This window comes from Streptococcus loxodontisalivarius, assembly GCF_016908645.1.
In the GTDB taxonomy this organism is placed as follows: Bacteria; Bacillota; Bacilli; order Lactobacillales; family Streptococcaceae; genus Streptococcus; species Streptococcus loxodontisalivarius.
The window spans coordinates 1-24,889 of record NZ_JAFBEH010000018.1 but is presented as its reverse complement, the minus strand read 5'-3'; the positions used below and the strand labels follow the sequence as shown (position 1 = coordinate 24,889).

Here is a 24,889-nt window from a genome sequence, read left to right as displayed (position 1 = left end):
TATTAGTAGCTTATTTTTTATCAAATAATTTTAGGAGAGTTATGAACCATCATTTGCATCAAAAGAGCCCCAACGAAAGGACATCTCAATATTCTTCAGACGGCCATCGAAAACCTACTCGTCTTCAATTGGCTGCTGTCACCGCCATTACTTTGGCTATTGTCTATCTGTTTGAAGATCACCTTGTCCTCTTAGTTGCCGTTATTGCTTTAATTACCATTATTTACTTTGGGATAACTTATTATCAGATTCAAAAACAGAAATCAATCAGCTTACAATTACAAACTTTGAAAGACCATATTCGTCAAGCTGATCGAGCTACTGTATTATTAGAAGATTATTTGGAAGAACAGGATTATCCCAAATACGCTCAAGTTGCACAGCGCCTCCTCCCTCAACTCCAGAAAATTACAACTGAGTCAGATGAAGTTAAGAAACATATTGAAGCGTCTGTCTATGATCGTCTCATAAATAAACTTCAGGAGATTGAAGAAGGTGTAAGAGAACAACTAAATTTGTTACATTTATCAACATCGGAATCTAATTTAGATATTGTGCAGCGTCTCATCGCTTATGCTCCAGAATTGCTAATCTCCTTCCAAAATATTCAACGTGATCACTTAATTATCTTAACTAAGATTGAACAAGCTCCAAATAGAGCTGAGCTACTTGCACTACATGACATCAATATGGAACGTTTTCAAGATATCTTAGAGGGTTATCTCAAAATCAAAGCAAATCCTAAAAACTACTATGATTCCGAACAACGCTTAGCTCAAGCTAAGAATGTCATTGAACAATTTGATTTGGATCTCGATGAAACCTTACGACGACTTAATGAAAATGATCTTAGTGATTTTGAAATCAGTTTACGCATGATGATGAACAATGATGACAAGGACTTTCTATAACAGATTTTATACAAATCTAGAGAAAGCACAACTCACTAGAATAGCCAATTTACCATAACCTCAGACAAAATTTCTAAAATCGTCTGGGGTTTTCCTTCCATTTCCGACAACATCTTTGTGCGCCACTTCCTCATACAAAATCAAGCCATTGTGTTATAATAGAAGTTATGGATAAACTTATTAAATCAATTTCAAGTTCTGGTTCTTTCCGTGCTTATGTTCTTGATAGCACTGAGACAGTCCGAACTGCTCAAGAAAAACATCAAACCCTATCATCATCAACCGTTGCACTTGGTCGTACCTTGATTGCCAACCAGATTTTGGCAGCTAATCAAAAAGGCGACAGCAAGATTACTGTTAAGGTTATCGGCGATAGCTCATTCGGCCATATCATTTCAGTAGCTGATACTAAAGGTCATGTTAAGGGCTATATTCAAAATACTGGCGTTGACATTAAAAAGACAGCGACTGGTGAGGTTTTGGTCGGTCCTTTCATGGGAAATGGTCACTTCGTGACAATTATCGATTATGGTACTGGTAATCCTTATACCTCAACTACACCTTTGATTTCTGGTGAAATTGGTGAAGATTTTGCCTACTACTTGACAGAGTCTGAGCAGACACCTTCTGCTGTTGGACTCAATGTCCTTTTGGACCAAGATGACAAAGTCAAGGTTGCTGGTGGCTTTATGCTACAAGTTCTACCTGGTGCTACAGAAGAAGAGATTGCTCGCTATGAAAAACGTATCCAAGAAATGCCAGCCATCTCAACCCTTCTAGAATCTGACGACCATATCAATGCCCTCCTATCTGCTATCTACGGAGATGAAGATTACAAGGTCCTCTCCGAAGAAGAGATTGGCTTCGCCTGTGACTGTTCACGACAACGCTTCGAAGCTGCTTTGATTACTCTTGGAAATGCTGAGCTTAAAGCTATGGCAGAAGAGGATCACGGTGCGGAGATTACCTGTCAATTCTGTGGGGAAACCTATACATTTACTGAACAAGATTTGGAGGCACTCATCAATGACTAAGCTCAATTCATCCTTTATGATTGGTGATGTGGAAATTCCTCATCGTACCGTTCTTGCCCCTATGGCAGGTGTCACTAACTCAGCCTTTCGTACCATCGCTAAAGAATTTGGAGCTGGGCTAGTTGTCATGGAAATGATTTCTGAAAAAGGTCTTCTCTACAACAATGAAAAGACCCTTCACATGCTTCATATCGATGAAAATGAACATCCAATGTCTATCCAACTCTTCGGTGGAGATGCCGAAGGGCTCAAGCGTGCAGCTGACTTTATTCAGACCAATACTAAGGCAGATATCGTTGATATCAACATGGGTTGCCCAGTCAATAAGGTCGTCAAAAATGAAGCTGGCGCTAAATGGCTCAAGGATCCTGACAAGATTTATCATATCGTTAAAGAAGTGACTTCTGTCTTAGATATTCCTCTAACAGTTAAGATGCGTACTGGCTGGGCTGACAATTCTCTTGCGGTTGAAAATGCCTTGGCAGCTGAATCAGCTGGTGTCTCAGCCCTTGCCATGCACGGGCGTACACGTGAGCAAATGTACACTGGAACCTGTGACCATGAAACACTTGGACGTGTCTCTAAGGCTATCACCAAGATTCCCTTTATCGGAAATGGTGATGTGCGCAGCGTTCAAGATGCCAAATTTATGATTGAAGAAATCGGTGTGGATGCTGTTATGATTGGACGCGCAGCCATGAACAACCCATATCTCTTTACTCAAATCAATCATTTCTTTGAGACTGGCGAAGAATTGCCTGATCTTCCATTTGACAAAAAACTGGATATCGCTGAGGACCACCTCAAACGCTTGGTGGATCTGAAAGGTGAAATGATCGCCGTTCGTGAATTCCGTGGCTTAGCGCCTCATTACCTTCGTGGTACTGCTGGTGCTGCTAAGGTCCGTGGTGAGGTCTCACGCGCAAGCACTGTTGCTGAAGTTCAAGCTATTTTTAGCACTATCCGCTAATATAAACACAAAACCTTGGAGTTATGCTCCAAGGTTTTTTACAAATATTTTTCTTTGAGATCATTAACCGTCTTAGTCAAAACGCTCAAGTCTTGACTGACCTTGAGGATGAGGATAGACCCTTGAATAGTAGCAATAATATTGCTTGCTTCCTGGAGGCTCTTCTTCTCTGACCAATCTGGATGAATGCCCTGCAAAACTTTAGCAGTACCAGCTAACCACTGATCGATAAAGTCTTTTAGAAGTACACGGAAATCCTTCTCCTGAGCTGATAACTCAACGATAAGGTTCCCCATTGGGCAACCATAGTAGATTTCACCCTCTTGATTTTCATGAAATTCGTAGACCCAATCTAGCATGGCAAGAAATTTGTCCTCAGCTGACTGGTCTGTGGCAAAAATCCCTTGAAAGAGTTCTCTGTCCCACTTTTCAATGAGTGACTGTGTCACCTCAATTCCAATCTGTTTCTTAGATGTAAAATAATGATAGAGCTGTCCCTTACCGACATTGGCAGCCTTCATAATATCGCTGATTGATGTCGCCACATAACCCTGACGATACATCAAATCTTGTGTTTGATCAATAATATCTTCTCTTACGCTCATCTCTATTCTCCCCTTAAAAGGTTTGTTTACATTATATCAATTTATAGTCTCAAGTCCAAATTTTCTAACCATTACAGGTGAAAAAAGCTAGGGTTTTCAAGGGAAATAAGGAAATTTAAGGCCATTATTGACTATCCTACGAAAAACACTTACAATATGAGTATGAAAACACTGATAAAAGCAATTCCTTTGGGGATATCTGGTCTTATGCTAGGACTGATTGCCCTCAATAATCTCTTTAATCAAGTCGTAATGGGGCTAGGTTATCCCTTTTTGGCTCTAGCAGGGCTTATTTTACTCAACCTTCTGGTCACCCTGATAGGAGACCAAAAGCGAGTTCGACATGAACTGAAATCAGTCCTCCCCCTATCTAGTTTTGGGACTTTTTCCATGGCTCTTCTCTTTCTGGCAGGTCAGGGATTTCTCCCACTAGGATTGCGACTAGGCCTCTGGGGACTTGGCTTTTGTCTCCATGTGACTCTTATCATCCTCTTCACCATCAAAATTCTGAAGCACTGGACTATTGATGATTTCTACCCCAGTTGGTTTATCATCTATGTCGGGATTGCCGCAGCCAGTATCACAGGTCCTGCCCTTCAGCTGACCTCGCTCAGCCTGATTACCTTTTACTTTTCCTTTATCTCCTACCTGATTTTGATGTTAGCCTTCTTATATCGCATCTTTATTTTTGGGAAAATAGCAGAGCCTCTAAGGGCAAATCTAGCGATCATGGCAGCACCATCATCACTTCTTCTACTAGCCTGTCACGCTCTGCAATTCTCAAACCAATGGATAGTCAGTCTGGTCGTCGCTTCACAGTTTTTCTACTTCCTGACGATATTTCTCGAACGAAAGTTGCCACAGCAACAATTTAGTCCTGCCTGGGCAGCACTGACCTTCCCATCTGTCTCAACAGCTCTCGCCCTCAAACTTAGCTTGGAAAGATTAGAGCTAATCACCCCTGTGACAAGAGGACTACTACTTGCAGAAGGACTGCTAGCAACTGGAATCGTCTGCTATATCGCCCTAGAATTTGTCCTTTATATCAGAAAAGAAGAAAACTCCTAAAACAAATGTTTTAGGAGTTTTGTCTTGCTCTAATTAACACTGAAGTTCAACTGACCTTGTTTGAGACCGATTTTCAGTTCTGAACCTTCTGGAAGGTTTCCAGCCAAAATCAATTCTGACAGTTTATCTTCAACCTCGGTTTGGATGGTACGACGGAGAGGACGAGCTCCCATCTCGATATCGTAACCATCTTTAGCCAGATGTTTGAGGGCAGACGGTTGGAACTTCAAAGTGATTCCTTTTTCTGCCAAAACAGCGACCAGAGGTTTGACCATGATTTTAACGATTTCTTGCATATTTTCTTCAGTCAAACTATGGAAAACAACCTTTTCATCGATACGGTTGATAAACTCTGGGCGATAAGCCTTCTTGAGTTCTTCCATAATACGACTTTCCATGGCTTTTTGGTCATGAGACAAGGCTTTGGCACCAAATCCGACAGTCTTATCATCACGCAGGGCTGTTGCTCCTAGGTTCGATGTCATGATGATGATGGTATTTGAAAAGTCAACCTTACGACCGCGGCTATCAGTCAGAACACCATCATCCAAAACTTGAAGAAGAATATTGAAAATGTCTGGGTGAGCTTTCTCAACTTCGTCAAAAAGAAGAACTGAGTATGGTTTTTGACGAACTTTCTCAGTCAATTCACCACCTTCATCGTAGCCAACATAGCCTGGAGGGGCTCCGTTTAGGCGGCTAGCAGCGAATTTCTCCATGTATTCTGACATATCAAAGCGAATAAGTGCTGACTCATCATCAAAGAGGAGCTCTGCTAGTGCCTTAGCTAATTCTGTCTTACCGACACCAGTTGGTCCTAGGAACATAAAAGAACCGATAGGACGTTTTCCTGTACGGATACCTGACTGGTTACGACGAATGGCACGACTGATGGCTGAAACAGCCATGTCCTGACCAACCACGCGCTTGTGAAGCTCTTTTTCCAAGTTCAGGTATTTTTTATTATCTGCCTGAGTCATCTTTTCAACAGGAATACCTGACAGACGACTAAGAGTAGCAAGGATATGCTCCTCTGTCACCTGAATAGGCTTACTTTCCTTAGGAAACTGAGCTTTCTTCAAGAGACGAGAAACTGCCTTCATATCACCGTCCATGATAGCCTTATCGACTGACGTTAAGAATTCCTCTGCCTCTTTTTTAACCATGATTTGGACAGTTGCGCTAGCTTCATCCAAAAGATCAATAGCAGAGTCTGGAAGGTTTTTGCTAGTCAAATAGCGATGAGCTGACTTAACTGCTGTCATAACAGCCTCATCACTAATAGCAACATGATGGTAGTCTTCAAAACTTGATTTAAGACCAGAAAGAATCGTATAAGCATCCTCTACACTAGGCTCTTCAATGGTAATCTTAGCGAAGCGACGTGATAGCGCAGCATCTTTTTCAATATGCTTTTGATACTCTTCCTGAGTTGTTGCACCAACCATGTGGAGTGTCCCACGTGCAAGAGCTGGTTTGAGGATATTGGCAGCATCCAGCGTACTATCGATTCCTGAACCAGAACCCATAATCGTATGCAATTCATCGATAAAGAGGATAATACGACCATCTTCTTCGATATCATTAATAATCTGGTTCATACGCTCTTCGAAGTCACCACGGAAGCGAGTTCCAGCAACTACGCTCATCATGTCTAATTCCAGAACACGCATATCCTGTAGTTCATAAGGAATCTCACCATCAACGATACGTTGAGCAAGACCGAGCGCAAGGGCTGTCTTTCCGACACCAGCATCACCAACAAGAACAGGATTGTTCTTTGTCTTACGGCTCAAGACTTGAACCATACGAGTGATTTCCTGATCACGACCAATAACAGGCTCTAACTTACCTGCTCTAGCAAGGGCTGTCAAATCTCTGGTGAAATCCGCCAAATCACCTGCTGTACTAGGCGGTTTCATCATATCTGAGAAACTACCCCCAGCAGACTTAGATTTTTTAGGACGTTTCAGCTCATGGATAGCCTTCATATCTTCCTTACTGAAACCGGCATGACGCTCAACGGACTTACGAAGGTCTAGCAAGCGTACTGACTCACCGTCATCTTTTGTTTTAAAGCCAACGACTTCAAGCAAACGAACTGGCATACCATTCGGTGTCAATAGCATAGCTAAGAGAATGTGCTCTGTTCCCACTTCCTCATTGTGGCTGACTTTTGCGATACCTTCTGCAAATCGCTCTAGACTTTCAAGACCTGAAGAACGAGGAAGAAAACGTGTCTCAACACGGCTAGCATCATACTCTTTCTCTGTAGCTAAAATAGCTGCTGCCATGTATTCTTCGTGACGAATACGATCCTCATACTCTCTAAAAACTAGCCCTGCAATGGTCTCATCACTGTCAACCAAGGCTAAAAGAACATGCCATGATTCCAGATAGTCGCAGGCAAAAGCCTGAGCATGAAATTGGGCAAGACGGAAAACTTCTTGCATCTTATGTGAATAAACTGTCATCTATTATCCTTTTCTATCTAATCGTTGTAACAAACGACGCAACATCCTTGCTCTGATGTAGGGACCCTCTTCTCCTAGAACTTCATCAGATGAAGCCACCAAAATAAGATTTCCCTCGCGTTCTGTAATAACCTTATCATCAAACAGCTGTTGAATAATATCGTTAAAGACCTGCTCACTGATACGCTCACCGATAGAGCTCAGCAGATTCCCTAGAAGCTGATGCTGGTCTGAAAAACGTACCTTGACAATACGAATGTAGCCACCGCCACCCCTCTTACTCTCAACAGCGTAGCCACGACTTTCAGTAAAGCGCGTCTTGATCACATAGTTGATTTGACTAGGAACGACTTGAAAAGCATCTGCTAAGTGCGAACGCTTGATTTCGGCACTACCAGTCTGGGCAAGAAGTTGCTTAATGTACTCTTCAATATTGTCAGATGTATTTCGTGACACCATAGGGTCTCCTTCCTAGCTTTTTTGACTATAACTGACTATTATTATATCAGAAATATCAAGCATTTGAAAGAAAAGACCCCTCCCAGAGGCAATGGTAGCGCTACTTTGTTTTAGTGCAGTCTCTATTTTAATTATTCGTAAAAATAACGATACTTTTTAAAAATGGAAAGAATCTAGACTATCTAGCATAAAAGTTGAGTTCAAAGCAGATATAAGATACAATAGTTTTGTCTATCAAATGACAGAAAGGCTTTTAAACATGAACTATCTTATTACCTTCCTTATCGGTATGGTACCATTGATCGAGTTGCGTGGTGCAGTTCCTTATGCCATCGCCACAGGCATTCCAATGTGGCAAGCAATTGTTATCGGTGTTATTGCCAATATGCTTCCTGTACCCATCATCTTCTTCTTTGCTCGTCGTGTTCTTGAATGGGGAGCAGACAAACCAGTAATTGGTGGCTTTTTCACTTGGTGTCTTAAAAAAGGACATAGCGGTGGAGAAAAACTGAAGAAAACAGCTGGTGAAAAAGGACTCTTTTGGGCACTCCTTATTTTTGTGGGAATTCCCCTACCAGGGACTGGAGCTTGGACAGGAACTCTTGCCGCTTCAATCCTAGATTGGGACTTTAAAAACAGCGTTATAGCTGTTATGCTGGGGGTCATCCTTGCAGGTCTCATCATGGGAACTTTGACAGTCCTAGGACTTGGTGCCTTTTTAGGCTAAAGTCACTTAATATTGAAAAAGAAGAGAATAAGACACGTTTACTCTGCTAGTAGGGTTCTCTGTCTTATTCTCTTTTTATTAGCAATTCAGGAAAACGCTTGCATTAATTGATTTGAAAGGCTATACTATTTCTTGTAAAGCATCTTTCAAAAAGGAGATTTTAAGATGACAGATCATAAGTTTAGGAAAACATTCAGGACAGATAAGACAATTCACTATGCCATTCGTACCCTAAAATTTGGGGTTGGTTCCGTAGCCATTTCTTCATCTGTTCTTTTTTTATCACCTTTTATGCAATCGGTTGCGCAAGCTGATGACCTTTCACCTGAAACAAGTACAGTAGAGACTTTGCTAAGTTCTAACGAGGAAAGCACAGCCATTGCCAGCCAAGAAAACCCTAGTGCAGAAACCAGTGTCACTACCGTAGAAGAGGTCCTGCCAGAACTGGAGACCACTGAAACTCAAGCAAGTCTGACTCAAACAGATCTTAGTGAGACTACTGAAACAGCTGAGCTTCTCGAAGAAACGACTAGTCTAAGCACAGTTACTGAAAGTTCTGAAGTTAAGGAAACGCCAGCAATAAGTCTAGCTACTGACAGCCAAATTAAGCAAGAGACTACAGTCGCTCAGGATGAGGATCAGGTCCAGGATGGCTACTTGCGACTTCACTTTGAAAGTCTACCTTCTGATAATCTTGCTACACTTGGTCTCTGGACTTGGGATGATGTTGCTGAGCCTTCTAGCAACTGGCCTAGTGGAGCTACCTCTTTTACGACTGCAAAAACAGACAGTTACGGTTACTATATGGATGTCAAACTCAGTGAGGTAAAACGAGATAAGCTTGGCTTTCTGATCAACAACGTTAAAGGAGACAATATCTCTCAGGACCGCTCTATTGATCTTATCAGCCCTGATATGAAGGAGGCATGGATTGATAGGGATTATGGCATTCATACTTATGAGCCCATACCTGCTGGAACTCTGCGTATCAACTATTACCGTAGTGATGGGCAGTATGATAAGAAATCCATTTGGACTTGGGGTGATGTAACTCAGCCTAGCTCAGGTACCTTCCCTGACGGCTATGATTTTGTCAACCAAGGTCTATACGGTTACTATATCGACATAGCATTAACTGATGATGCTAGAAATATTGGTTTTCTACTTCTAGACGAGACTAAGTCTGGCGATGATGCTAAGATTCGTCAGGAGAATTATAATTTTAGTGACCTTAAAAATCATAGTCAAATCTTCTTAAGAGATGATGACGCCAATATCTATACTAATCCCTACTATATCAATACCATTCGCATGACAGGAGCACAGCATATTAGCCAAAAAGCCATATCAGCAAGTTTTACCAACCTAGAGGGAGCTGATAAAACCTATATCCTAGCCAATACAAGCATTACCGATAAAAATGGTGAAAGCCTTGCTATTGCTGATCTAGATATCGACAGTCAAACTAAGAGAGTGACCTACTATGGTGACTTTAGTCAGGCAAACAGTCCTTATCAAATCAACTATAATGGTGATACTTTCACAACTAGCATGAGCTGGCAATTAAAAGATGAACTCTACCAATACGATGGGCAATTGGGAGCAAGCGTTAGTCAAAATGGACAGGTCGTAGACATGACTCTCTGGTCTCCAAGTGCTGATCAGGTCAATGTCATCATCTACGATAAGGATGACCAAGATCTGGTTATCGGTAAGGTCGCAATGCAGGCTGCTCAAGCAGGAACTTGGCAGGTTACTTTGGATGCCCAGTCTAATCTTGGCATCACAGACTATCGTGGTTACTTCTATCACTACGAAATCATCAGAGATGGGGCAAGTTACCTCGTGCTAGACCCCTATGCTAAATCACTAGCAGCTTGGAACAGCGATATTGCGAAACAAGATGCTGCTCACAAGGTTGCCAAGGCTGCCTTTGTTGACCCTTCAGACTATGATATTGCTGGACTCACTTATGCTAATATACCTGGCTTTACTTCCAGAGAAGATGCCATCATCTACGAAGCTCATGTTCGTGACTTTACGTCAGACCCATCCATCTCATCAGAACTACAAAGTCAGTTTGGTACCTTCTCTGCCTTTGTTGAGAGGTTGGATTACCTCAAAGATTTAGGGGTTACCCATATTCAACTACTCCCAATCATGAGCTACTATAATGTCAATGAATATCTCAACAGCCAAAGACTTACTGATTATGCTTCAAGTAATAGTAACTACAACTGGGGCTATGATCCGCAGAGCTATTTTGCCCTTTCAGGTATGTATTCGTCAGATCCTAGCGACCCTGGCCAACGCATTCTTGAATTCAAAAACTTGGTCAATGAGATTCACAAACGTGGTATGGGTGTCATTCTAGACGTTGTTTATAACCATACAGCCCTTCTTGATATCTTTGAAGACTTGGAGCCAAACTACTATCATTTCATGGATGCCGATGGAACCCCTCGTACCAGCTTTGGCGGTGGTCGTCTCGGTACAACACACTATATGTCTCGCCGAGTTCTTGTTGACTCTATTAAATACCTGGTTGATGAGTATAAGGTTGATGGCTTCCGCTTTGATATGATGGGTGACCATGATGCCAGCTCAATTGAGTCTGCCTACCAAGCAGCTAAAGAGCTTAACCCAAATATTATTATGCTCGGTGAGGGCTGGCTTACATATGCTGGAGATGAAAATCTCCCTGAGCAGCCAGCTGACCAGACTTGGATGGCCTCAACAGATACTGTTGCCGTCTTCTCAGATGATATTCGAAACAGCCTCAAATCAGGCTACCCTAGCGAAGGAACTCCTGCCTTTATCACTGGCGGTGCCAAGAATATTCAAAGTATCTTCAATAATATCAAGGCTCAGCCAAATAACTTCACTGCAGATGATCCAGGTGATGTTATCCAGTATATTGCTGCACACGATAACCTTACTCTCTTTGATGTTATTGCTCAATCTATCAAGAAAGATCCAAGCATCGCTGAAAACAATGCAGAAATTCATCGTCGATTGAGACTAGGAAATCTCCTTGTACTAACTGCTCAAGGAACACCATTTATCCACTCAGGTCAAGAATACGGACGTACAAAACAATTTCTAGACCCTGCTTATGAAACTGTGGTCAGCGATGACAAGGTTCCCAATAAATCTCATCTGCTAGTTGATGAAAATGGACAAGCTTTCGATTATCCTTACTTCATCCATGACTCTTATGATTCTAGTGATAGTATCAACCGATTTGATTGGACAAAAGCGACTGACAGCAGTGCCTATCCTGAAAATACACAGTCACATGACTACACCAAAGGTTTGATAGCACTACGTCGCTCAACAGATGCCTTCAGTCTCAAAACATTGGATGCAGTCAATCAAAATGTCAGCCTTATCAGTCCAGCTTCAGATACAGACGACCTCGTCATCGCTTATCAAACAATAGCAAGTAACGGTGATATCTATGCTGTCTTTGTTAATGCAGATAGCACAGAACGTTCCTTCAGTTTAGAAGGACAGTATCAAAAGCTGGCGCAAGCAGATATTATCGTAGATGGTCAGACCGCTGGCATAGAAGTCATTGAAAATCCCGTCGGTGTTAGTCTAAGCTCAGATAGTCTCAGTCTCGCTCCATTGACTGCTACTGTCCTACGTCTTAAAAAGTTAGGGACTGCTATACCCGACTCTGCTCCTAGTCAGGAAGAAAAACCTCAAGCTGTTATCAGTTTTAAACGCTACAGCGAAACAGAAGAAATCCTTCCTAGCAACCAGTGGCAGGTCGATACAAATCTAACAATCGGACAAGAAAAACTCATCAGGATTGGGCAAGTAGGTTATCTTAAACGCTACTATGAAGATACCTACATTGACGATCAGCTGGTTGAGCATAAACTCATTTCTCAGGAAGAAATCCCTGCAACTGATAATATTTGGCTAGTCGGTAGCCAAAAGCAGATTGTTAATGAACAAGTGTCAACTAAAAACACATCAAGTCTAGAACTAAGCTCAAAAGAGTCAGAATCAATTAGCTACCAAAAAGTTCAGGAGGACAAACTTCCTGAAACAGGAAGTCACAAGCAGACATTTCTAAGTCTTCTAGGAGTGAGTCTCCTTAGTCTAATCGGTTTTAGCAAGATAGGTAAAACACGTAAACACTAAAACCTCTTGAAATGAGCTAGCTTTTTATAACATAAAAGAAGTAGGAAGGGACCATAATGGTTTCTGGATTCCTACTTCTTTTTAGTTTCTGGGGATAAGTCTGATTTTTAGATATAAACTCTTTTACCTTATACACACTTGAGCTAACTTATGAACATCTTCATCCACAAATTATCTACTCTTGAGGATAAGTCTATAAAGAAACTGCTACTAAAAACAACTTATCCACAGATTATTTAACAATAAAAAAGACCACCGAAGTGATCTTTCCTAGTCTTAGTTGTTAAGAGCTGCTGCCATTGTTGCTGCAACTTCTGATTCGAAATCGTTAGCTGCTTTCTCGATACCTTCACCAACTTCAAAACGAGCGAATTCAACAACTTTAGCGTTTACTGATTCAAGGTAAGCTTCAACTGTTTTGCTGTCGTCCATGATGTAAACTTGAGCAAGAAGTGTGTATGCTTGGTCAACTTTAGTGTTGTCAAGCATGAAGCGGTCCATTTTACCTGGGATGATTTTATCCCAGATTTTTTCTGGTTTACCTTCAGCTGCAAGTTCTGCTTTGATATCTTCTTCAGCTTGAGCGATAACTTCTGCAGACAATTGAGCTTTAGAACCGAATTTCAAGTGTGGAAGAGCTGGTTTGTTAACCATTGCACGTGACTCGTTATCTTGGTCGATAACGTGGTTCAATTGTGCCAACTCATCTTTAACAAATTGTTCGTCAAGTTCAGTGTATGAAAGAACTTTTGGATTCATTGCAGCGATGTGCATTGAGATTTGTTTTGCAAGAGCTTCGTCGCCACCTTCAACAACTGAGATAACACCGATACGTCCGCCATTGTGTTGGTAAGCACCGAATGCTTGCTCGTCAGTTTTTTCAAGAACTGCAAAACGACGGAATGAGATTTTCTCACCGATTGTAGCAGTAGCTGATACGTAAGCTGCTTCAAGAGTTTCACCTGAAGAAAGTTTTACGTTAAGAGCTTCTTCGTTTGTAGCTGGTTTTTGCTCAGCGATTGCTTTAGCAGTTTCGTTAACCAACTCAACGAATTGAGCATTTTTAGCAACGAAGTCAGTTTCAGCGTTAACTTCAACAACTGCTGCAACGTTACCATCAACGTAAACACCTGTCAAACCTTCAGCGGCAACACGGTCAGCTTTTTTAGCTGCTTTAGCCATACCTTTTTCGCGAAGCAATTCGATTGCTTTTTCGATATCACCTTCAGTTTCAACAAGTGCTTTTTTAGCGTCCATAACGCCGGCACCAGATTTTTCACGCAATTCTTTAACAAGTTTTGCTGTAATTTCTGCCATTTTTTTCTCCTTTATTTGAACAGAAAACTTTTTTTTCTGTTTTATCACAAAAATAAAAAATAAGGCGGAGCAGAACAACTGCCCTGCCTCATTCTATGAGATTGGTAAGGTCAATCTTATTCGTTTGATCCTTCAACAACTTCAACGATTTCTTCGATTGAATCTGCTTGTGATTCTGATGCGAAGTCTACGTCTGCATCTTCACCTTGGCGACCTTCGATAACAGCGTCAGCCAATTTAGCAGTGATCAATTTAACGGCGCGGATAGCGTCATCGTTAGCTGGGATGATAACATCGATATCATCTGGATCTGCGTTTGTGTCAACCATCGCTACAACTGGAATACCAAGTTTTTTAGCTTCTTTAACAGCGATTTGTTCTTTGTGTGGGTCAACAATGTACATTACGTCTGGAATACGTGGCATATCTTCGATACCGCCCAAGAATTTTTCAAGACGAGCACGTTGTTTGTTAAGAAGAGCAACTTCTTTCTTAGGAAGAACTTCGAAAGTTCCTTCTTCTTCCATACGTTTGATTTCTTTCAAACGAGCGATACGTTTTTGGATTGTACCCCAGTTTGTAAGAGTTCCACCCAACCAACGGTGGTTGATGTAGTATTGACCAGCACGTTCTGCTTCTTCTTTAACAGCGTCAGCAGCTTGTTTTTTAGTACCTACAAACAAGATAACTGCGTCGTTAGCTGCTGCGTCACGAACGAAATCGTAAGCTTGGTCAGCCAATTTTACAGTTTGTTGCAAGTCGATAACGTGGATACCGTTACGTTCTGTGAAGATGTATTTAGCCATCTTAGGGTTCCAGCGACGAGTTTGGTGACCGAAGTGAACACCAGCCTCAAGAAGTTGTTTCATTGAAATTACTGCCATGAGTAGTTTCTCCTTTATAAAATGTTTTTTACCTCTCTCAAACGTCGGCTCGCAGACCAACCTTGCGGCAACAAGTCCACAATCGGTTTAAGATGAGTATTTTCGCATTTCTGCGACCCTTTTATCATATCAAAATTAGTTGCAGTTTGCAAGAAAATTTTGCTTGACGGATGGGCTTTTTTACGATAGAATATTATTTGTTGTTATGGCGGTATAGCCAAGTGGTAAGGCACGGCTCTGCAAAAGCTTGATCGTCGGTTCAAATCCGTCTACCGCCTTGATAAGACACTAAGCACTCCAAATGGAGTGCTTTTTTATATTTTCTTAACCTCATCTTCTTAGTTTGAAAATGCAAAAATCCCAGTAGTTTTTCTACTGGGATTTTGTGATTATAAGAATTGAGGAAGGAATAGAATAGAACTGACCTTCATCAAAGTAAGTCAACTGCGTCCTAACCCTTATTCAATTCACTTTAGTTTGTTTCTTTTGTTAGGATTTCAAGAGTTTCGATAAGGTTTTCTGCGTTGACTTCAATCGTGTCACCACTTGCCTTAATCTTAACTTCAATAATACCTTCAGATGCTTTCTTACCAACTGTCACACGGATTGGAAGTCCGATAAGGTCGCTATCTGAGAATTTAGAACCAACACGTTCGTTACGATCATCTGTCAAGACATCGTAACCTTTGGCAAAAAGGTCTGCTTCGATACGATCTGTAAGAGCTTGGGCTTCTTCGTCTTTAACATTGACAGTAATCAAGTGAACGTCAAACGGTGCCAATTCTTTAGGGAAGTTGATACCCCATGCGTAACGGAAGTCACCTTTTGGTGTCTTGTTAACAAAGATGCGGGCATGTTGCTCGATAACGGCTGAAAGGATACGGCTGACACCGATACCATAAGAACCCATAACCATTGGTACAGCTCTGCCATTTTCATCAAGAACAGTAGCACCCATGCTATCTGAATAGCGTGTGCCCAACTTGAAGATGTGACCGATTTCGATACCGCGAGCAAATTTAAGAACGCCTTGTCCGTCTGGTGAGATTTCACCTTCTTTAACTTCACGGATGTCAACGTATTCTGCTTTGAAATCACGTTCTGGGTTAACACCTGTCAAATGGAAGCCATCTTCGTTAGCACCTACAACAGCATTAGCAACATCTGCAACCTTGCGGTCAGCGATGATACGAACGTTCTCTGGAAGGTTAACTGGTCCAAGTGAACCGAAGTGAGCACCGAAGACTTGTTCTGCTTCTGACTCAGTAGCTGGTTCAAGGAAGTCAGCTGCCAAGTAGTTTTTCAATTTAACATCGTTAACTTGGTCATTACCAACAAGGAGAGCTACAACAGGTTCATTGTCAGCGATGAAGAGAAGTGTCTTAACCGTTTGTCCTTCTTCAACTTGCAAGAAAGCAGCAACGTCGTCGATTGACTTACAGTTTGGTGTTTCGACACGGGCAATTTCTTCTTGAGCAACAACTTTTGTAGATGGTTTGTACTCGTTTGTAGCCATTTCAAGGTTGGCTGCATAGTTAGACTCGCTTGAGTAAGCAACTGTGTCCTCACCTGATACCAACCATGATGACAATTCTGTCTTGATTTCTTCCAAGGTTTCAGCTGGAATTTCTTCGATTGATGCAATTGATTTATCAAGCACAAGCCAGTGATCAAGGTCTGTACGGTCTGGTGTAATGGCCATAAACTCTTGTGAGTCTTTACCACCCATAGCTCCGCCATCTCCAATAATCCCTTTGAAATCAAGTCCAGCACGGGTAAAGATAGCTTCATAAGCCTTGCGGTAATCTTCATAAGTCACGTCAAGGTCTTCATAGTTTGTGTGGAAACTGTAACCATCTTTCATGATGAATTCACGTGTACGGAGAAGTCCGTTACGAGGACGTTTTTCATCACGGTATTTTGGTTGGATTTGGTAAAGGTTAAGTGGCAACTGTTTGTACGATTTCACAGCGTCACGAACCAACATTGTCATAGTTTCTTCGTGTGTTGGACCCAAGATGAAGTCTGATTTATCACGGTTTTTGAGCTTGTAAAGGTCTTCACCGTAAGTTTCATAACGACCTGATTCACGCCATAGGTCAGCTGTCAAAAGAGCTGGTGCAAGCATTTCAACGGCACCAATTTTGTCGAATTCCTGACGCATGATTGTCTTGAATTTTTCGATGGTACGGTTAGCAAGTGGAAGGTATGAATAAATACCTGCAGATACTTGGCGAACATAACCAGCACGCAACATAAGAGCGTGACTGATAACTTGAGCATCACTTGGCATTTCGCGAAGTGTTGGGATTAGCATTTTAGATTGTTTCATAATGATAGAGAGAGTTTGTCACTCTTTCCTTTCTATTTTTTATTTAGGCATTTTCTGTTGTATTTTTCTTAATTTCGATAGTCTCCTTAGGTCGGCAACTGAAAATCCAGACTTGCCAAAAGTCCAGTAGACTGTTTTACTCCCGAGCAACTTTGTCGCTCTTAGCACCACGGCGGAGACTATCGGAGGCAGCGTACTGCGTACGCCTATAGCTGCGCTTCAACACTTATAATTTCATACTCATATGATAGAATCGCTACTTTAGCTTAGCTATTTTCATTCCGAGTTTCAGTGTTTCCCTACTATAAATTTAAGTTGAACAACAACAGGAAAAATTCTTAAGTTTAAAAGAAGGCACGCATGATATCGTTCCAGGTGACTGCAATCATCAAGATAAGCATGATAACGACACCTGCAAGTGTCACGTAAGCTTCTGTTTCTTGTTTAAGTGGTTTTCTGCGAATGGCTTCCAAGATATTGATGACAATCTTGCCACCGTCTAGGGCTGGGATAGGAATAAGGTTAAAGATTCCTAGATTGATTGAAAGCATAGCCATCAGATTTAGAACAGTTGTCAATCCTTGCGCAGCAGCCTGATTTGACATTTGGTACATGGCAACAGGGCCACCAAGTTTATCAAGTGAGAAGCTGGCAATCAGATTTTTTAGGGCTGTTAAAATAGCTGTCGCTCCGGTCCAAGTCTCACTCAGACCTCCTTGAATCTTATCCCAGAAACCTGTTTTCAAGCCTACTGACACACCGATGAGGTATTGACTACCTGATTTTTTAGGTGTAATTTCTAAGTTTTCAGTCTGATTATCTTCAGTTTCAACTGTAACCGCAATTGTCTGACCATCTGAGAGATTTTCCGTCGCCGTAGAAACTGCGTCTGTAATCTCAGACCAAGTATCCACCTTGGTTCCAGCAATTTCTAGAATACGGTCCCCAGACTGGACACCAGCAGCCTGCATGGCTCCTCCATCTGTTACTTGAACAACATTTGACTGATAATTTGGAGCTCCGCCTTGGACAAACATGAGAAGAATGAAAACTAAGGCTCCCAAAATGAAGTTATTCATCGGACCTGCGAAGTTAGTTATCATACGTCCCCAGACTGAAGCATTTTGATACTGAACATCAAGAGGGGCAATACGGACTTCTGTTCCATCTTCCTCTACAATCGTCGCATCATGGTCAACAGGATAGGTCTTTGTCTCATCCAGGACAAGGCCTGTAATGGTTAACTTGTCCTCCAAATCGTATGTCGTCACATTCATAGGAAGGCTAGTCGTGTCCAACTGTTTCTGAGAAAGATTGATACGAGTGACTGCACCTTCTGCGTTTAAGGTCAAGCTAGCTGGGCTACCTGTCTTAATTTCAGTGCTGTCATCGCCCCAACCTGCCATACGAACATAACCTCCTAAAGGAAGCATGCGAATGGTGTAAGCTGTGCCATCTTTTCCGATATGAGCAAAAATCTTAGGACCCATACCGATGGCAAATTCGCGAACCAGAATACCTGATTTTTTGGCAAAATAGAAGTGACCATACTCATGGACAACAACTAAAATCCCAAAAATAATGATAAAGGTTAAAATACCGAGCATAGAACCTCCTTAGAATAAACCAAAGAAGTGCATGATTGGGAATACAAAAATCAAGGAATCAAAGCGATCCAAGATACCACCGTGACCTGGAATCAATTTCCCTGAGTCTTTGACACCAAAATGGCGTTTGATAGAACTTTCAACCAAGTCACCAAATTGAGCAAAAATACTGAAGAAAACAACCAAAATCAGCATGACAAGAAAATTATGCGGTGCATAAACAGAACTGTCAAAAAGCATAAAGATCAAGGATACAATCAGAGCACAAAGGATTCCACCAAGACTTCCTTCTACTGTCTTATTAGGTGAAACTCTCGGAAGAAGCTTGCGTCGACCAAACTGACGACCAATCAGGTAAGCTCCTGTATCCGTTGCCCAAACAATAAAGAGAGCTAAGAAGACCTTATCCAAGCCATCAATGCGAGCATTAACTAAATTTTGGAAACCAAAGCCAACATATAGACTAGATAGGACAGGGTAGGCAGCATCCTCAATAGAATAGCTTTCGCTAGCAATGACTGTTCCTGCTAGAAGCAAGAAAGTTAAAAGACCAAAACTGGTAAAGCTACCATCAACAGGTAAAAATGTAAAGTAATTCTGAATCGGAATAACTAAAACAAAGGCACTTAGCATTGCCAAGACACCCTCAAATGAAAAGACCTCAAGTCCTTTCATGCGGAGCATTTCCGAAACGGCCACCATGGCCAAGACGCCGACAAATAACTGCATCGGCAATCCCCCAATAAGGAGGAAGGGAATAAAGATTGCAAGAGCAATCGCTCCCCAAATAACACGTTCTCTCATCATAATCCTTTCTTGATGATACAAAAGCCGTTAAGCGAGCAAAGCAAAAATATGCTCAAATTGTCTGGGAGACAGTTTGAGGTGGAAAATAGAGAAAGCGTAGCTTTCATCAAAAAGTCCGAAATCTCCGATTTCGTAGACGTACCCACGTCAGGGCGACTAGGGGCTTTAGCACCAGACGCCTACGACGCAACAGATGACGATATGTCCTCTAGACACAAGGAAGTTTATCTTTTTTGCACTGCTCGTAGGCTGTGTTCAAATCTAATGATACAAATCCTTCTAGACACCACCAAAACGACGATGACGCTTATTATACTCTGAAATGGCTTCTTTTAAAGCTGCCTCATCAAAGTCTGGCCACATGATATCTGTAAAATACAACTCACTATAAGCTGTCTGCCAGGGGAGGAAATTGCTGGTGCGAATTTCCCCACTGGTACGAATAACAAGGTCTGGATCACGATAGAGATAAGGGAGATGATTTGTCATCAAGCGATCTGCAATCATATCCTCTGTGATATCACCAGGATTTACCTTAGCCTCTAGGACGTCCTGCGCAAGCGATTTGACAGCATCCGTAATCTCAGCACGACCACCGTAGTTGAGGGCAAAATTAAGCACCAAACCTGAGTTATGCTTGGTTTTCTCTAGTGCTCTCGTCATAGCATCAAAGGTCTCCTTGGGCAAGCGAGAACTATCGCCAATCATTTGTACACGAACGTTATTCTTGTCTAGTTCTGGAACATACTTGTCGAAGAATTCAACAGGTAGGTTCATAATAAATTTGACTTCATCTTGGGGTCGTGACCAATTCTCTGTCGAGAAGGCATAGACTGTCAAGACCTTAACACCTAAGTTTGAGGCCTCAATCGTGACTTTCTGAAGCGCATCCATACCAGCCTTGTGTCCCATGACACGCGGTTGCATGCGTTTTTTAGCCCAACGGCCATTCCCATCCATGATAATTCCGATATGCTTAGGAATATTATCCAGATGAAGTTCTTTGTCTTTTTGTGATTTAAAAAATGTAAACATAGCTATCCTTTAAAAAGCGTACTACTGCTATTTTACCACAAAATATAGCTTTTGGTTGATAATTTAATGTCTAGAAAGACGAAAAAGCTGGGCATTGTGCCTCAGCTTTAGTCATTTTATCATTAGTTGTTGTCTGATGCTTCTTCTTTGGCTGACTCAACTGTTTCTTCAACAATTTCTTCTAGTTCTTCAACAACTTCAGCATCGATGATATCAGCACTTGTTTGGTCTGCTGCCTTTGCAACAACACGTTTAAGAGCTGACAATTCAAATGTTAGGAAAACACCGTCAACATCCAAAACCATTTTTTGATTGTCAACATCAACCTCATCGATAAGGGCATAAAGACCACCGATAGTTACAATTTCGTCACCTTTTGAAAGGCTATTGAGTTGTTCTTGACGTTGCGTAGCTTGTTTCTTTTGATTACGTTGTGTAAACCACATCATACCTAAAACAAAGATAAGTAGAATAATAATTGATGACATGCTTCTTCCTCCAATATTTAAGTCAGTACTTACTATAACATAAAAGACAAGCCTGTCGCAAGGTTTCTAACCCTTTACTCACACAAAATCAGTCCTAAGATGTAGAAAAGAGAGTGGGACAAAAATCGGTAATTCCGAAGGAATTCGATTTTGTCGTCCCACCTCCGCACAGTTGAGTAGGGCTGTAAGAGTTGATTTATCAACGAATTAGAGCCCACTCAACCACTGCGTCTTGCAAATCAGACTACAAAAAAAGAAGAGGCATAGGAGTTTTTTCCCAGCCTCTTCAGATTTATATTAGCTGATAAAGTCTGTGATATCTTCTTCAGGAAGTGATGAGTCACATACGACCTTAGCTGAGCCATTTTCAGAAACGAAAAGTCCTGGAACTGTCGCGATGCCGTAACGGCTACGGAAAGCTTGGATATCTTCGATTTGGCTTGCGTCTTCGCTGTTGATGTAGGCCACTTTTGCACCTGTTGCTTGTGCTACATTAGCCAATTTTGGCGCAAAACGTTGGCAGTATGGACAAGTTGGGCGTCCGATGAAAAGGATAAACTTGCTTTCTGCCGCAATACGTTCACGCGCTTCTGCAACAGTAATGGCTTCAAAGTTGCTAACTGCTTCTGCAAATGTTGTCATAGAAAAACCTCACTTTGTTTTGATAGCCCTATCATATCGAAAAATGATAGAAAAGACAATTTTCCGATACGAAAAGACAGGCCATCTAACACCTGTCTTAGATTTAGTTTTTCCTAGACACCTTGCTCTTGTGCAACCAACTGCTTATCATAAGCAAGAAGGAATGGATAGTAAACAAGGAATGCTGCAAGAGCACAGACAAGAGCGACTACAATAGCTTTAACATCTGTCGTACCAAGGAAGGCACCAATACCTACTGGTGTTGGCCAAGGAACTTGAGCAATAACAGCATGAATGAGATTTAATTTCATTGAGAAATAGTAAATTGTTGCTGAAACCATCGGAGCTAGGATAAATGGTACTGCAAGAGCTGGATTGTAAATGATCGGAAGACCAAAGATTAGAGGTTCGTTGATATTAAAGAATGCTGGAACTACTGAAGCTTTACCGATAGCGCTAAGTTGTTGAGATTTAGCTCGGAAGGCAATCCAAATACAAAGTCCTAGAGTTGCACCAGAACCACCAGCAATAACAAACATATTTGACCACTCACCTGCTACAATCAAACGTGTTCCATCTGCAGCATTTGTTGCCATATTAGCAAGTGCGATTGGGTTAACAAAGGCAAAGATGATATTAGCACCGTGAATACCCACAATCCACAAAAGTTGTGTTAGGAGGTAAATAATCATAATTCCAATCCAAGTATTAGTCAAGCCTCCTACGAATGAAAATGGAATTGAAATTGCATCGTAAATATCTGTTCCTAAGGCAACCAAAATACCATTGATGAAGATGACAGCAAATGCTACTACAAAGCCTGGAACCAAAGCTGTAAATCCTCGTGATACTCCTTCTGGAACAGAATCAGGCATCTTAATAACCCAGTTATGTTTCACACACATTCTGTAAAGAAGCACTGCAAGTACTGCCATGATGATAGCTGTAAATACACCAGCTGTACCAAATCGTGTTACACCGTTTGACATTGCCCAACCATCAGCAACTACTGAACCTTCTTCAAGACTTGTAACCGCTGACATTGCACCGTCTTCAAAAATAATTTGAGGAACAGTCATAATAAAAGCAAATAGTGATAACATGGCACCATTTAGTGGTGTCAGATTGAGCCCTTCTTCCTCTGCATAGATTTTTGTCAATTCATATCCCATAACCAGGTTGAAATATAGCGCCAAAGAGCCCATTGTTGCATAGTAAGCAACCATATAAAGATCTGTAAATTTATCAAATGAAGCTGAGAAGATATCTGCTACAACTGGCCAAAATGAGAAGGCCTGTGGCAAGATACTAAAGACCAAAAACATTGACCCTACAATCGTAAACGGTACAGCTGCAACACCAGCTGCTGCAATTGCACGAACAACCTTATATTGAGAAATAACTCCCATCGGTCCCATTAGGTATTTTTCTAAGAAACCGAAGAATCCTTTTTGTTCTTCCATAAAGAACTCCTTTCAAATTTATAATACAAAGGGACGACTCGGTTTACCGAAAATTCCCTATTTTTCTCGGAAATTAGTCCCGTGTTCAAATAACGTGATACAAAGCTACTAAACAAACTTTTATAGAGTTTGCCTGAATGTCATTTAAATCAATTTTTCAATATTTGAGAAACGATAATAGTATTTATCTTCATTTTTCTTAATTTGGTTAAGACGTCTAATATTAACTCCTACCATCAAGAAACCTAAAACTAAGATAAGTGCAATAAAGATATGACCAACACTATTATCTGCGAATATTGGAAAAGCTTTTGCAAATTGACCTGGCAACCACAACAAGACTAACATCAATACTTGGAGACCAGCCTGAAGTCTCAAAGCAAGCTCCGTATATTTTAGATAGACTTCTTTAGTGCCATACATTTTAAATTGTTCAGCGCAAGCGATGATAACAAGGACTGCCAATAAAATCGGCAAAGTAATATAAATGCTTGGCTGATAAAATTGAATCATAATCCAATAAACATTAGAGAAGAAAAGTCCTGCAAGTGAGTAACGAAAAAGCATATATCGGTTAAAAAGATTATTCTTAATCGCCATTTCTCGTCGGAAATTTTTAGAATTAGTGGATTTAACAATCTGTTTAGTCATCTGTTTTTTCTTACTCATATGCCTACTCCTAGTTTATTTTTTTATATAACTCTAGCATCTCTAAAGCAACCTCTCGAAGGGTAACAGTTGTCATCAAATGATCCTGAGCATGTACCATGATAATTTCAATTGTAATCTCTACACCACTAGCATATTTCTGAAGCAATTCCGTCTGGGCATGGTGAGCTTCTAGTAATTCTTCATTTGCTTGCTCTAACAATTGAGATGCTTGTTCATAATTGCCTTCCTTCATAGCTGAAAATGCTTCATGTACAGTTGTCCGAGCATTTCCACTACTTAAAATAATACCAAAGGCAGCTACCTGCAATTCCTCTGTATTCATATATCCTCCTTTTGTCTAACGACTTAGAAATACTTGTCTAAACGCTTTAAATGTCTGACAAGACATTAATTCTTGTTTTTGATTATCGGAATCTGTCAAATCAACAATTCTTTTTGTAATTACTGGTAATCCTGTATTTTGATGAATAGATGGAGAAACAAGGAATACTAGTCTTATCTCATGAAAATTATCATCCCATTTAAGACCATTTTTAATGATAGCTACTGCCACACGGTGCCTCTCATCAAAAGCCTTGATAGGATGAGGAACCGCTATATCTTGATCAAAGACAACCGTACTCATTGACTCTCTTTGATTAATCAAATCTAACAACTGCCACTTACTCTTTTGGCAATCATGACAGACACTCTCCACTAACCTTGTTAAAACCTCTTCCTTATCTGCATTTTCAAATACAAAGAAAGCATCTTCGGTGAAGTAGTTGGAAAAAATTGAATCAAAGTCGTCACTTTCCTCTAAACGCTCTTGAGATGATTGATTGTTTGAAGCATCAATCATCTGCAACTGATTCTTAATCCAACTAACTTCATCACTTTTCAAAAACACACTCACCGTAAAAACAGGAACGGTAAAGACCAGATGAGATAGATCAATAGATGAGATAATTGCATCTATCCCCTCTAATCTCTCGTCTGATAGGTCATAGTAGCCTACCAAATCAACAATTGTTACAAGCTGTCCCAGTTCATTCTCAATTCGATTCTTTAGCATTTGTGCACTACCGTAACCTGTTGCACAGATAACCAAAACATTCAAACGGTGGGCTTCCTTGTAGCGTTCCATTGCTGCTAGAAAATGTAAAGAAACATACTAAGATTAGTAGTGAGGAAATCTCCGACGGGAGAGAGTACTCACTACTTTTTCTTTATGCTAAAGTAGAGGTGTCTTGTTAAGTC

21 protein-coding genes and 1 tRNA gene are annotated in these 24,889 nt (G+C 41.0%); 7 read left to right on the top strand and 15 right to left on the bottom strand.

What is annotated here, in order from left to right:
- The first annotated feature begins 41 nt into the window (after positions 1–41).
- From JOC28_RS05145 to dusB, 3 genes are all read left to right on the top strand, one after another.
- Complete coding sequence (locus tag JOC28_RS05145; protein ID WP_239548881.1) at positions 42–911, top strand: hypothetical protein; 870 nt, start codon at positions 42–44, stop codon at positions 909–911.
- Positions 912–1,078: 167 nt separating this feature from the next.
- On the top strand, positions 1,079–1,945 hold the full coding sequence (gene hslO / locus JOC28_RS05140; protein WP_205009574.1) for an Hsp33 family molecular chaperone HslO: 867 nt from the start codon (positions 1,079–1,081) through the stop codon (positions 1,943–1,945).
- Positions 1,938–2,915 carry a tRNA dihydrouridine synthase DusB gene (gene dusB, locus JOC28_RS05135; protein ID WP_205009573.1) on the top strand — a complete coding sequence of 326 codons (978 nt, stop codon included), beginning with the start codon at positions 1,938–1,940 and terminating at the stop codon, positions 2,913–2,915. The genes hslO and dusB overlap by 8 nt, the downstream gene beginning before the upstream one ends.
- Before the next feature lie 38 nt (positions 2,916–2,953).
- Here dusB and JOC28_RS05130 read toward each other — a convergent pair whose 3' ends face one another.
- Positions 2,954–3,520 carry a TetR/AcrR family transcriptional regulator gene (locus tag JOC28_RS05130; RefSeq protein WP_205009572.1) on the bottom strand — a complete coding sequence of 189 codons (567 nt, stop codon included), beginning with the start codon at positions 3,518–3,520 and terminating at the stop codon, positions 2,954–2,956.
- Positions 3,521–3,682: 162 nt separating this feature from the next.
- On the opposite strand from JOC28_RS05130, the gene JOC28_RS05125 reads away from it, so the two are divergent.
- Positions 3,683–4,588, top strand: a complete 906-nt coding sequence (locus JOC28_RS05125) for an SLAC1 family transporter (protein WP_205009571.1) — start codon at positions 3,683–3,685, stop codon at positions 4,586–4,588.
- 29 nt (positions 4,589–4,617) lie between these two features.
- Here JOC28_RS05125 and JOC28_RS05120 read toward each other — a convergent pair whose 3' ends face one another.
- Together JOC28_RS05120 and JOC28_RS05115 are read right to left on the bottom strand one after the other, a co-directional pair.
- Positions 4,618–7,062: an ATP-dependent Clp protease ATP-binding subunit gene (locus JOC28_RS05120; protein WP_205009570.1), complete on the bottom strand. Its 2,445-nt coding sequence runs from the start codon at positions 7,060–7,062 to the stop codon at positions 4,618–4,620.
- A gap of 3 nt (positions 7,063–7,065) precedes the next feature.
- Complete coding sequence (locus JOC28_RS05115) at positions 7,066–7,521, bottom strand: CtsR family transcriptional regulator (protein ID WP_205009569.1); 456 nt, start codon at positions 7,519–7,521, stop codon at positions 7,066–7,068.
- 259 nt (positions 7,522–7,780) lie between these two features.
- Between JOC28_RS05115 and JOC28_RS05110 the strand changes: the two genes are divergently transcribed.
- Entirely contained in the window at positions 7,781–8,248 is a 468-nt protein-coding gene (locus JOC28_RS05110; protein ID WP_205009568.1) for a COG2426 family protein, read from the top strand.
- 165 nt (positions 8,249–8,413) lie between these two features.
- On the top strand, positions 8,414–12,403 hold the full coding sequence (locus tag JOC28_RS05105) for a pullulanase (protein ID WP_205009567.1): 3,990 nt from the start codon (positions 8,414–8,416) through the stop codon (positions 12,401–12,403).
- Between the two features lie 276 nt (positions 12,404–12,679).
- Here JOC28_RS05105 and tsf read toward each other — a convergent pair whose 3' ends face one another.
- Entirely contained in the window at positions 12,680–13,720 is a 1,041-nt protein-coding gene (tsf, locus tag JOC28_RS05100) for a translation elongation factor Ts (RefSeq protein ID WP_205009566.1), read from the bottom strand.
- A 116-nt stretch (positions 13,721–13,836) separates the two neighbouring features.
- A complete protein-coding gene (gene rpsB, locus JOC28_RS05095) occupies positions 13,837–14,604 on the bottom strand; it encodes a 30S ribosomal protein S2 (RefSeq protein WP_205009565.1) in 768 nt (255 codons plus the stop codon).
- Between the two features lie 207 nt (positions 14,605–14,811).
- On the opposite strand from rpsB, the gene JOC28_RS05090 reads away from it, so the two are divergent.
- A tRNA-Cys gene (locus tag JOC28_RS05090) sits at positions 14,812–14,882 on the top strand.
- A gap of 194 nt (positions 14,883–15,076) precedes the next feature.
- On the opposite strand, the gene JOC28_RS05085 is transcribed toward JOC28_RS05090, so the two are convergent.
- The 10 genes from JOC28_RS05085 to JOC28_RS05040 all read right to left on the bottom strand — a co-directional run bounded on the left by JOC28_RS05085 (position 15,077) and on the right by JOC28_RS05040 (position 24,776).
- Positions 15,077–16,936, bottom strand: a complete 1,860-nt coding sequence (locus JOC28_RS05085) for a proline--tRNA ligase (RefSeq protein WP_205009564.1) — start codon at positions 16,934–16,936, stop codon at positions 15,077–15,079.
- Between the two features lie 344 nt (positions 16,937–17,280).
- Complete coding sequence (gene rseP, locus JOC28_RS05080) at positions 17,281–18,543, bottom strand: RIP metalloprotease RseP (protein WP_205009563.1); 1,263 nt, start codon at positions 18,541–18,543, stop codon at positions 17,281–17,283.
- Between the two features lie 9 nt (positions 18,544–18,552).
- On the bottom strand, positions 18,553–19,347 hold the full coding sequence (locus JOC28_RS05075) for a phosphatidate cytidylyltransferase (protein ID WP_205009596.1): 795 nt from the start codon (positions 19,345–19,347) through the stop codon (positions 18,553–18,555).
- Positions 19,348–19,629: 282 nt separating this feature from the next.
- Positions 19,630–20,385 carry an isoprenyl transferase gene (locus tag JOC28_RS05070; RefSeq protein WP_205009562.1) on the bottom strand — a complete coding sequence of 252 codons (756 nt, stop codon included), beginning with the start codon at positions 20,383–20,385 and terminating at the stop codon, positions 19,630–19,632.
- Positions 20,386–20,507: 122 nt separating this feature from the next.
- Positions 20,508–20,873: a preprotein translocase subunit YajC gene (yajC, locus tag JOC28_RS05065; protein ID WP_205009561.1), complete on the bottom strand. Its 366-nt coding sequence runs from the start codon at positions 20,871–20,873 to the stop codon at positions 20,508–20,510.
- Positions 20,874–21,170: 297 nt separating this feature from the next.
- The gene (locus JOC28_RS05060; protein ID WP_205009560.1) at positions 21,171–21,515 is read right to left on the bottom strand and encodes a DUF6568 family protein; all 345 of its coding nucleotides are present in this window, start codon (positions 21,513–21,515) and stop codon (positions 21,171–21,173) included.
- 113 nt (positions 21,516–21,628) lie between these two features.
- Positions 21,629–22,978 (bottom strand): PTS cellobiose transporter subunit IIC, encoded by a 1,350-nt coding sequence (celB, locus tag JOC28_RS05055; RefSeq protein ID WP_205009559.1) that lies wholly within the window; start codon positions 22,976–22,978, stop codon positions 21,629–21,631.
- Between the two features lie 144 nt (positions 22,979–23,122).
- Entirely contained in the window at positions 23,123–23,647 is a 525-nt protein-coding gene (locus JOC28_RS05050; RefSeq protein ID WP_239548880.1) for a hypothetical protein, read from the bottom strand.
- Between the two features lie 10 nt (positions 23,648–23,657).
- Positions 23,658–23,972 carry a PTS cellobiose transporter subunit IIA gene (locus JOC28_RS05045; RefSeq protein ID WP_205009558.1) on the bottom strand — a complete coding sequence of 105 codons (315 nt, stop codon included), beginning with the start codon at positions 23,970–23,972 and terminating at the stop codon, positions 23,658–23,660.
- Between the two features lie 15 nt (positions 23,973–23,987).
- A complete protein-coding gene (locus JOC28_RS05040; protein ID WP_205009557.1) occupies positions 23,988–24,776 on the bottom strand; it encodes a PTS sugar transporter subunit IIA in 789 nt (262 codons plus the stop codon).
- Between the last annotated feature and the right edge of the window lie 113 nt (positions 24,777–24,889).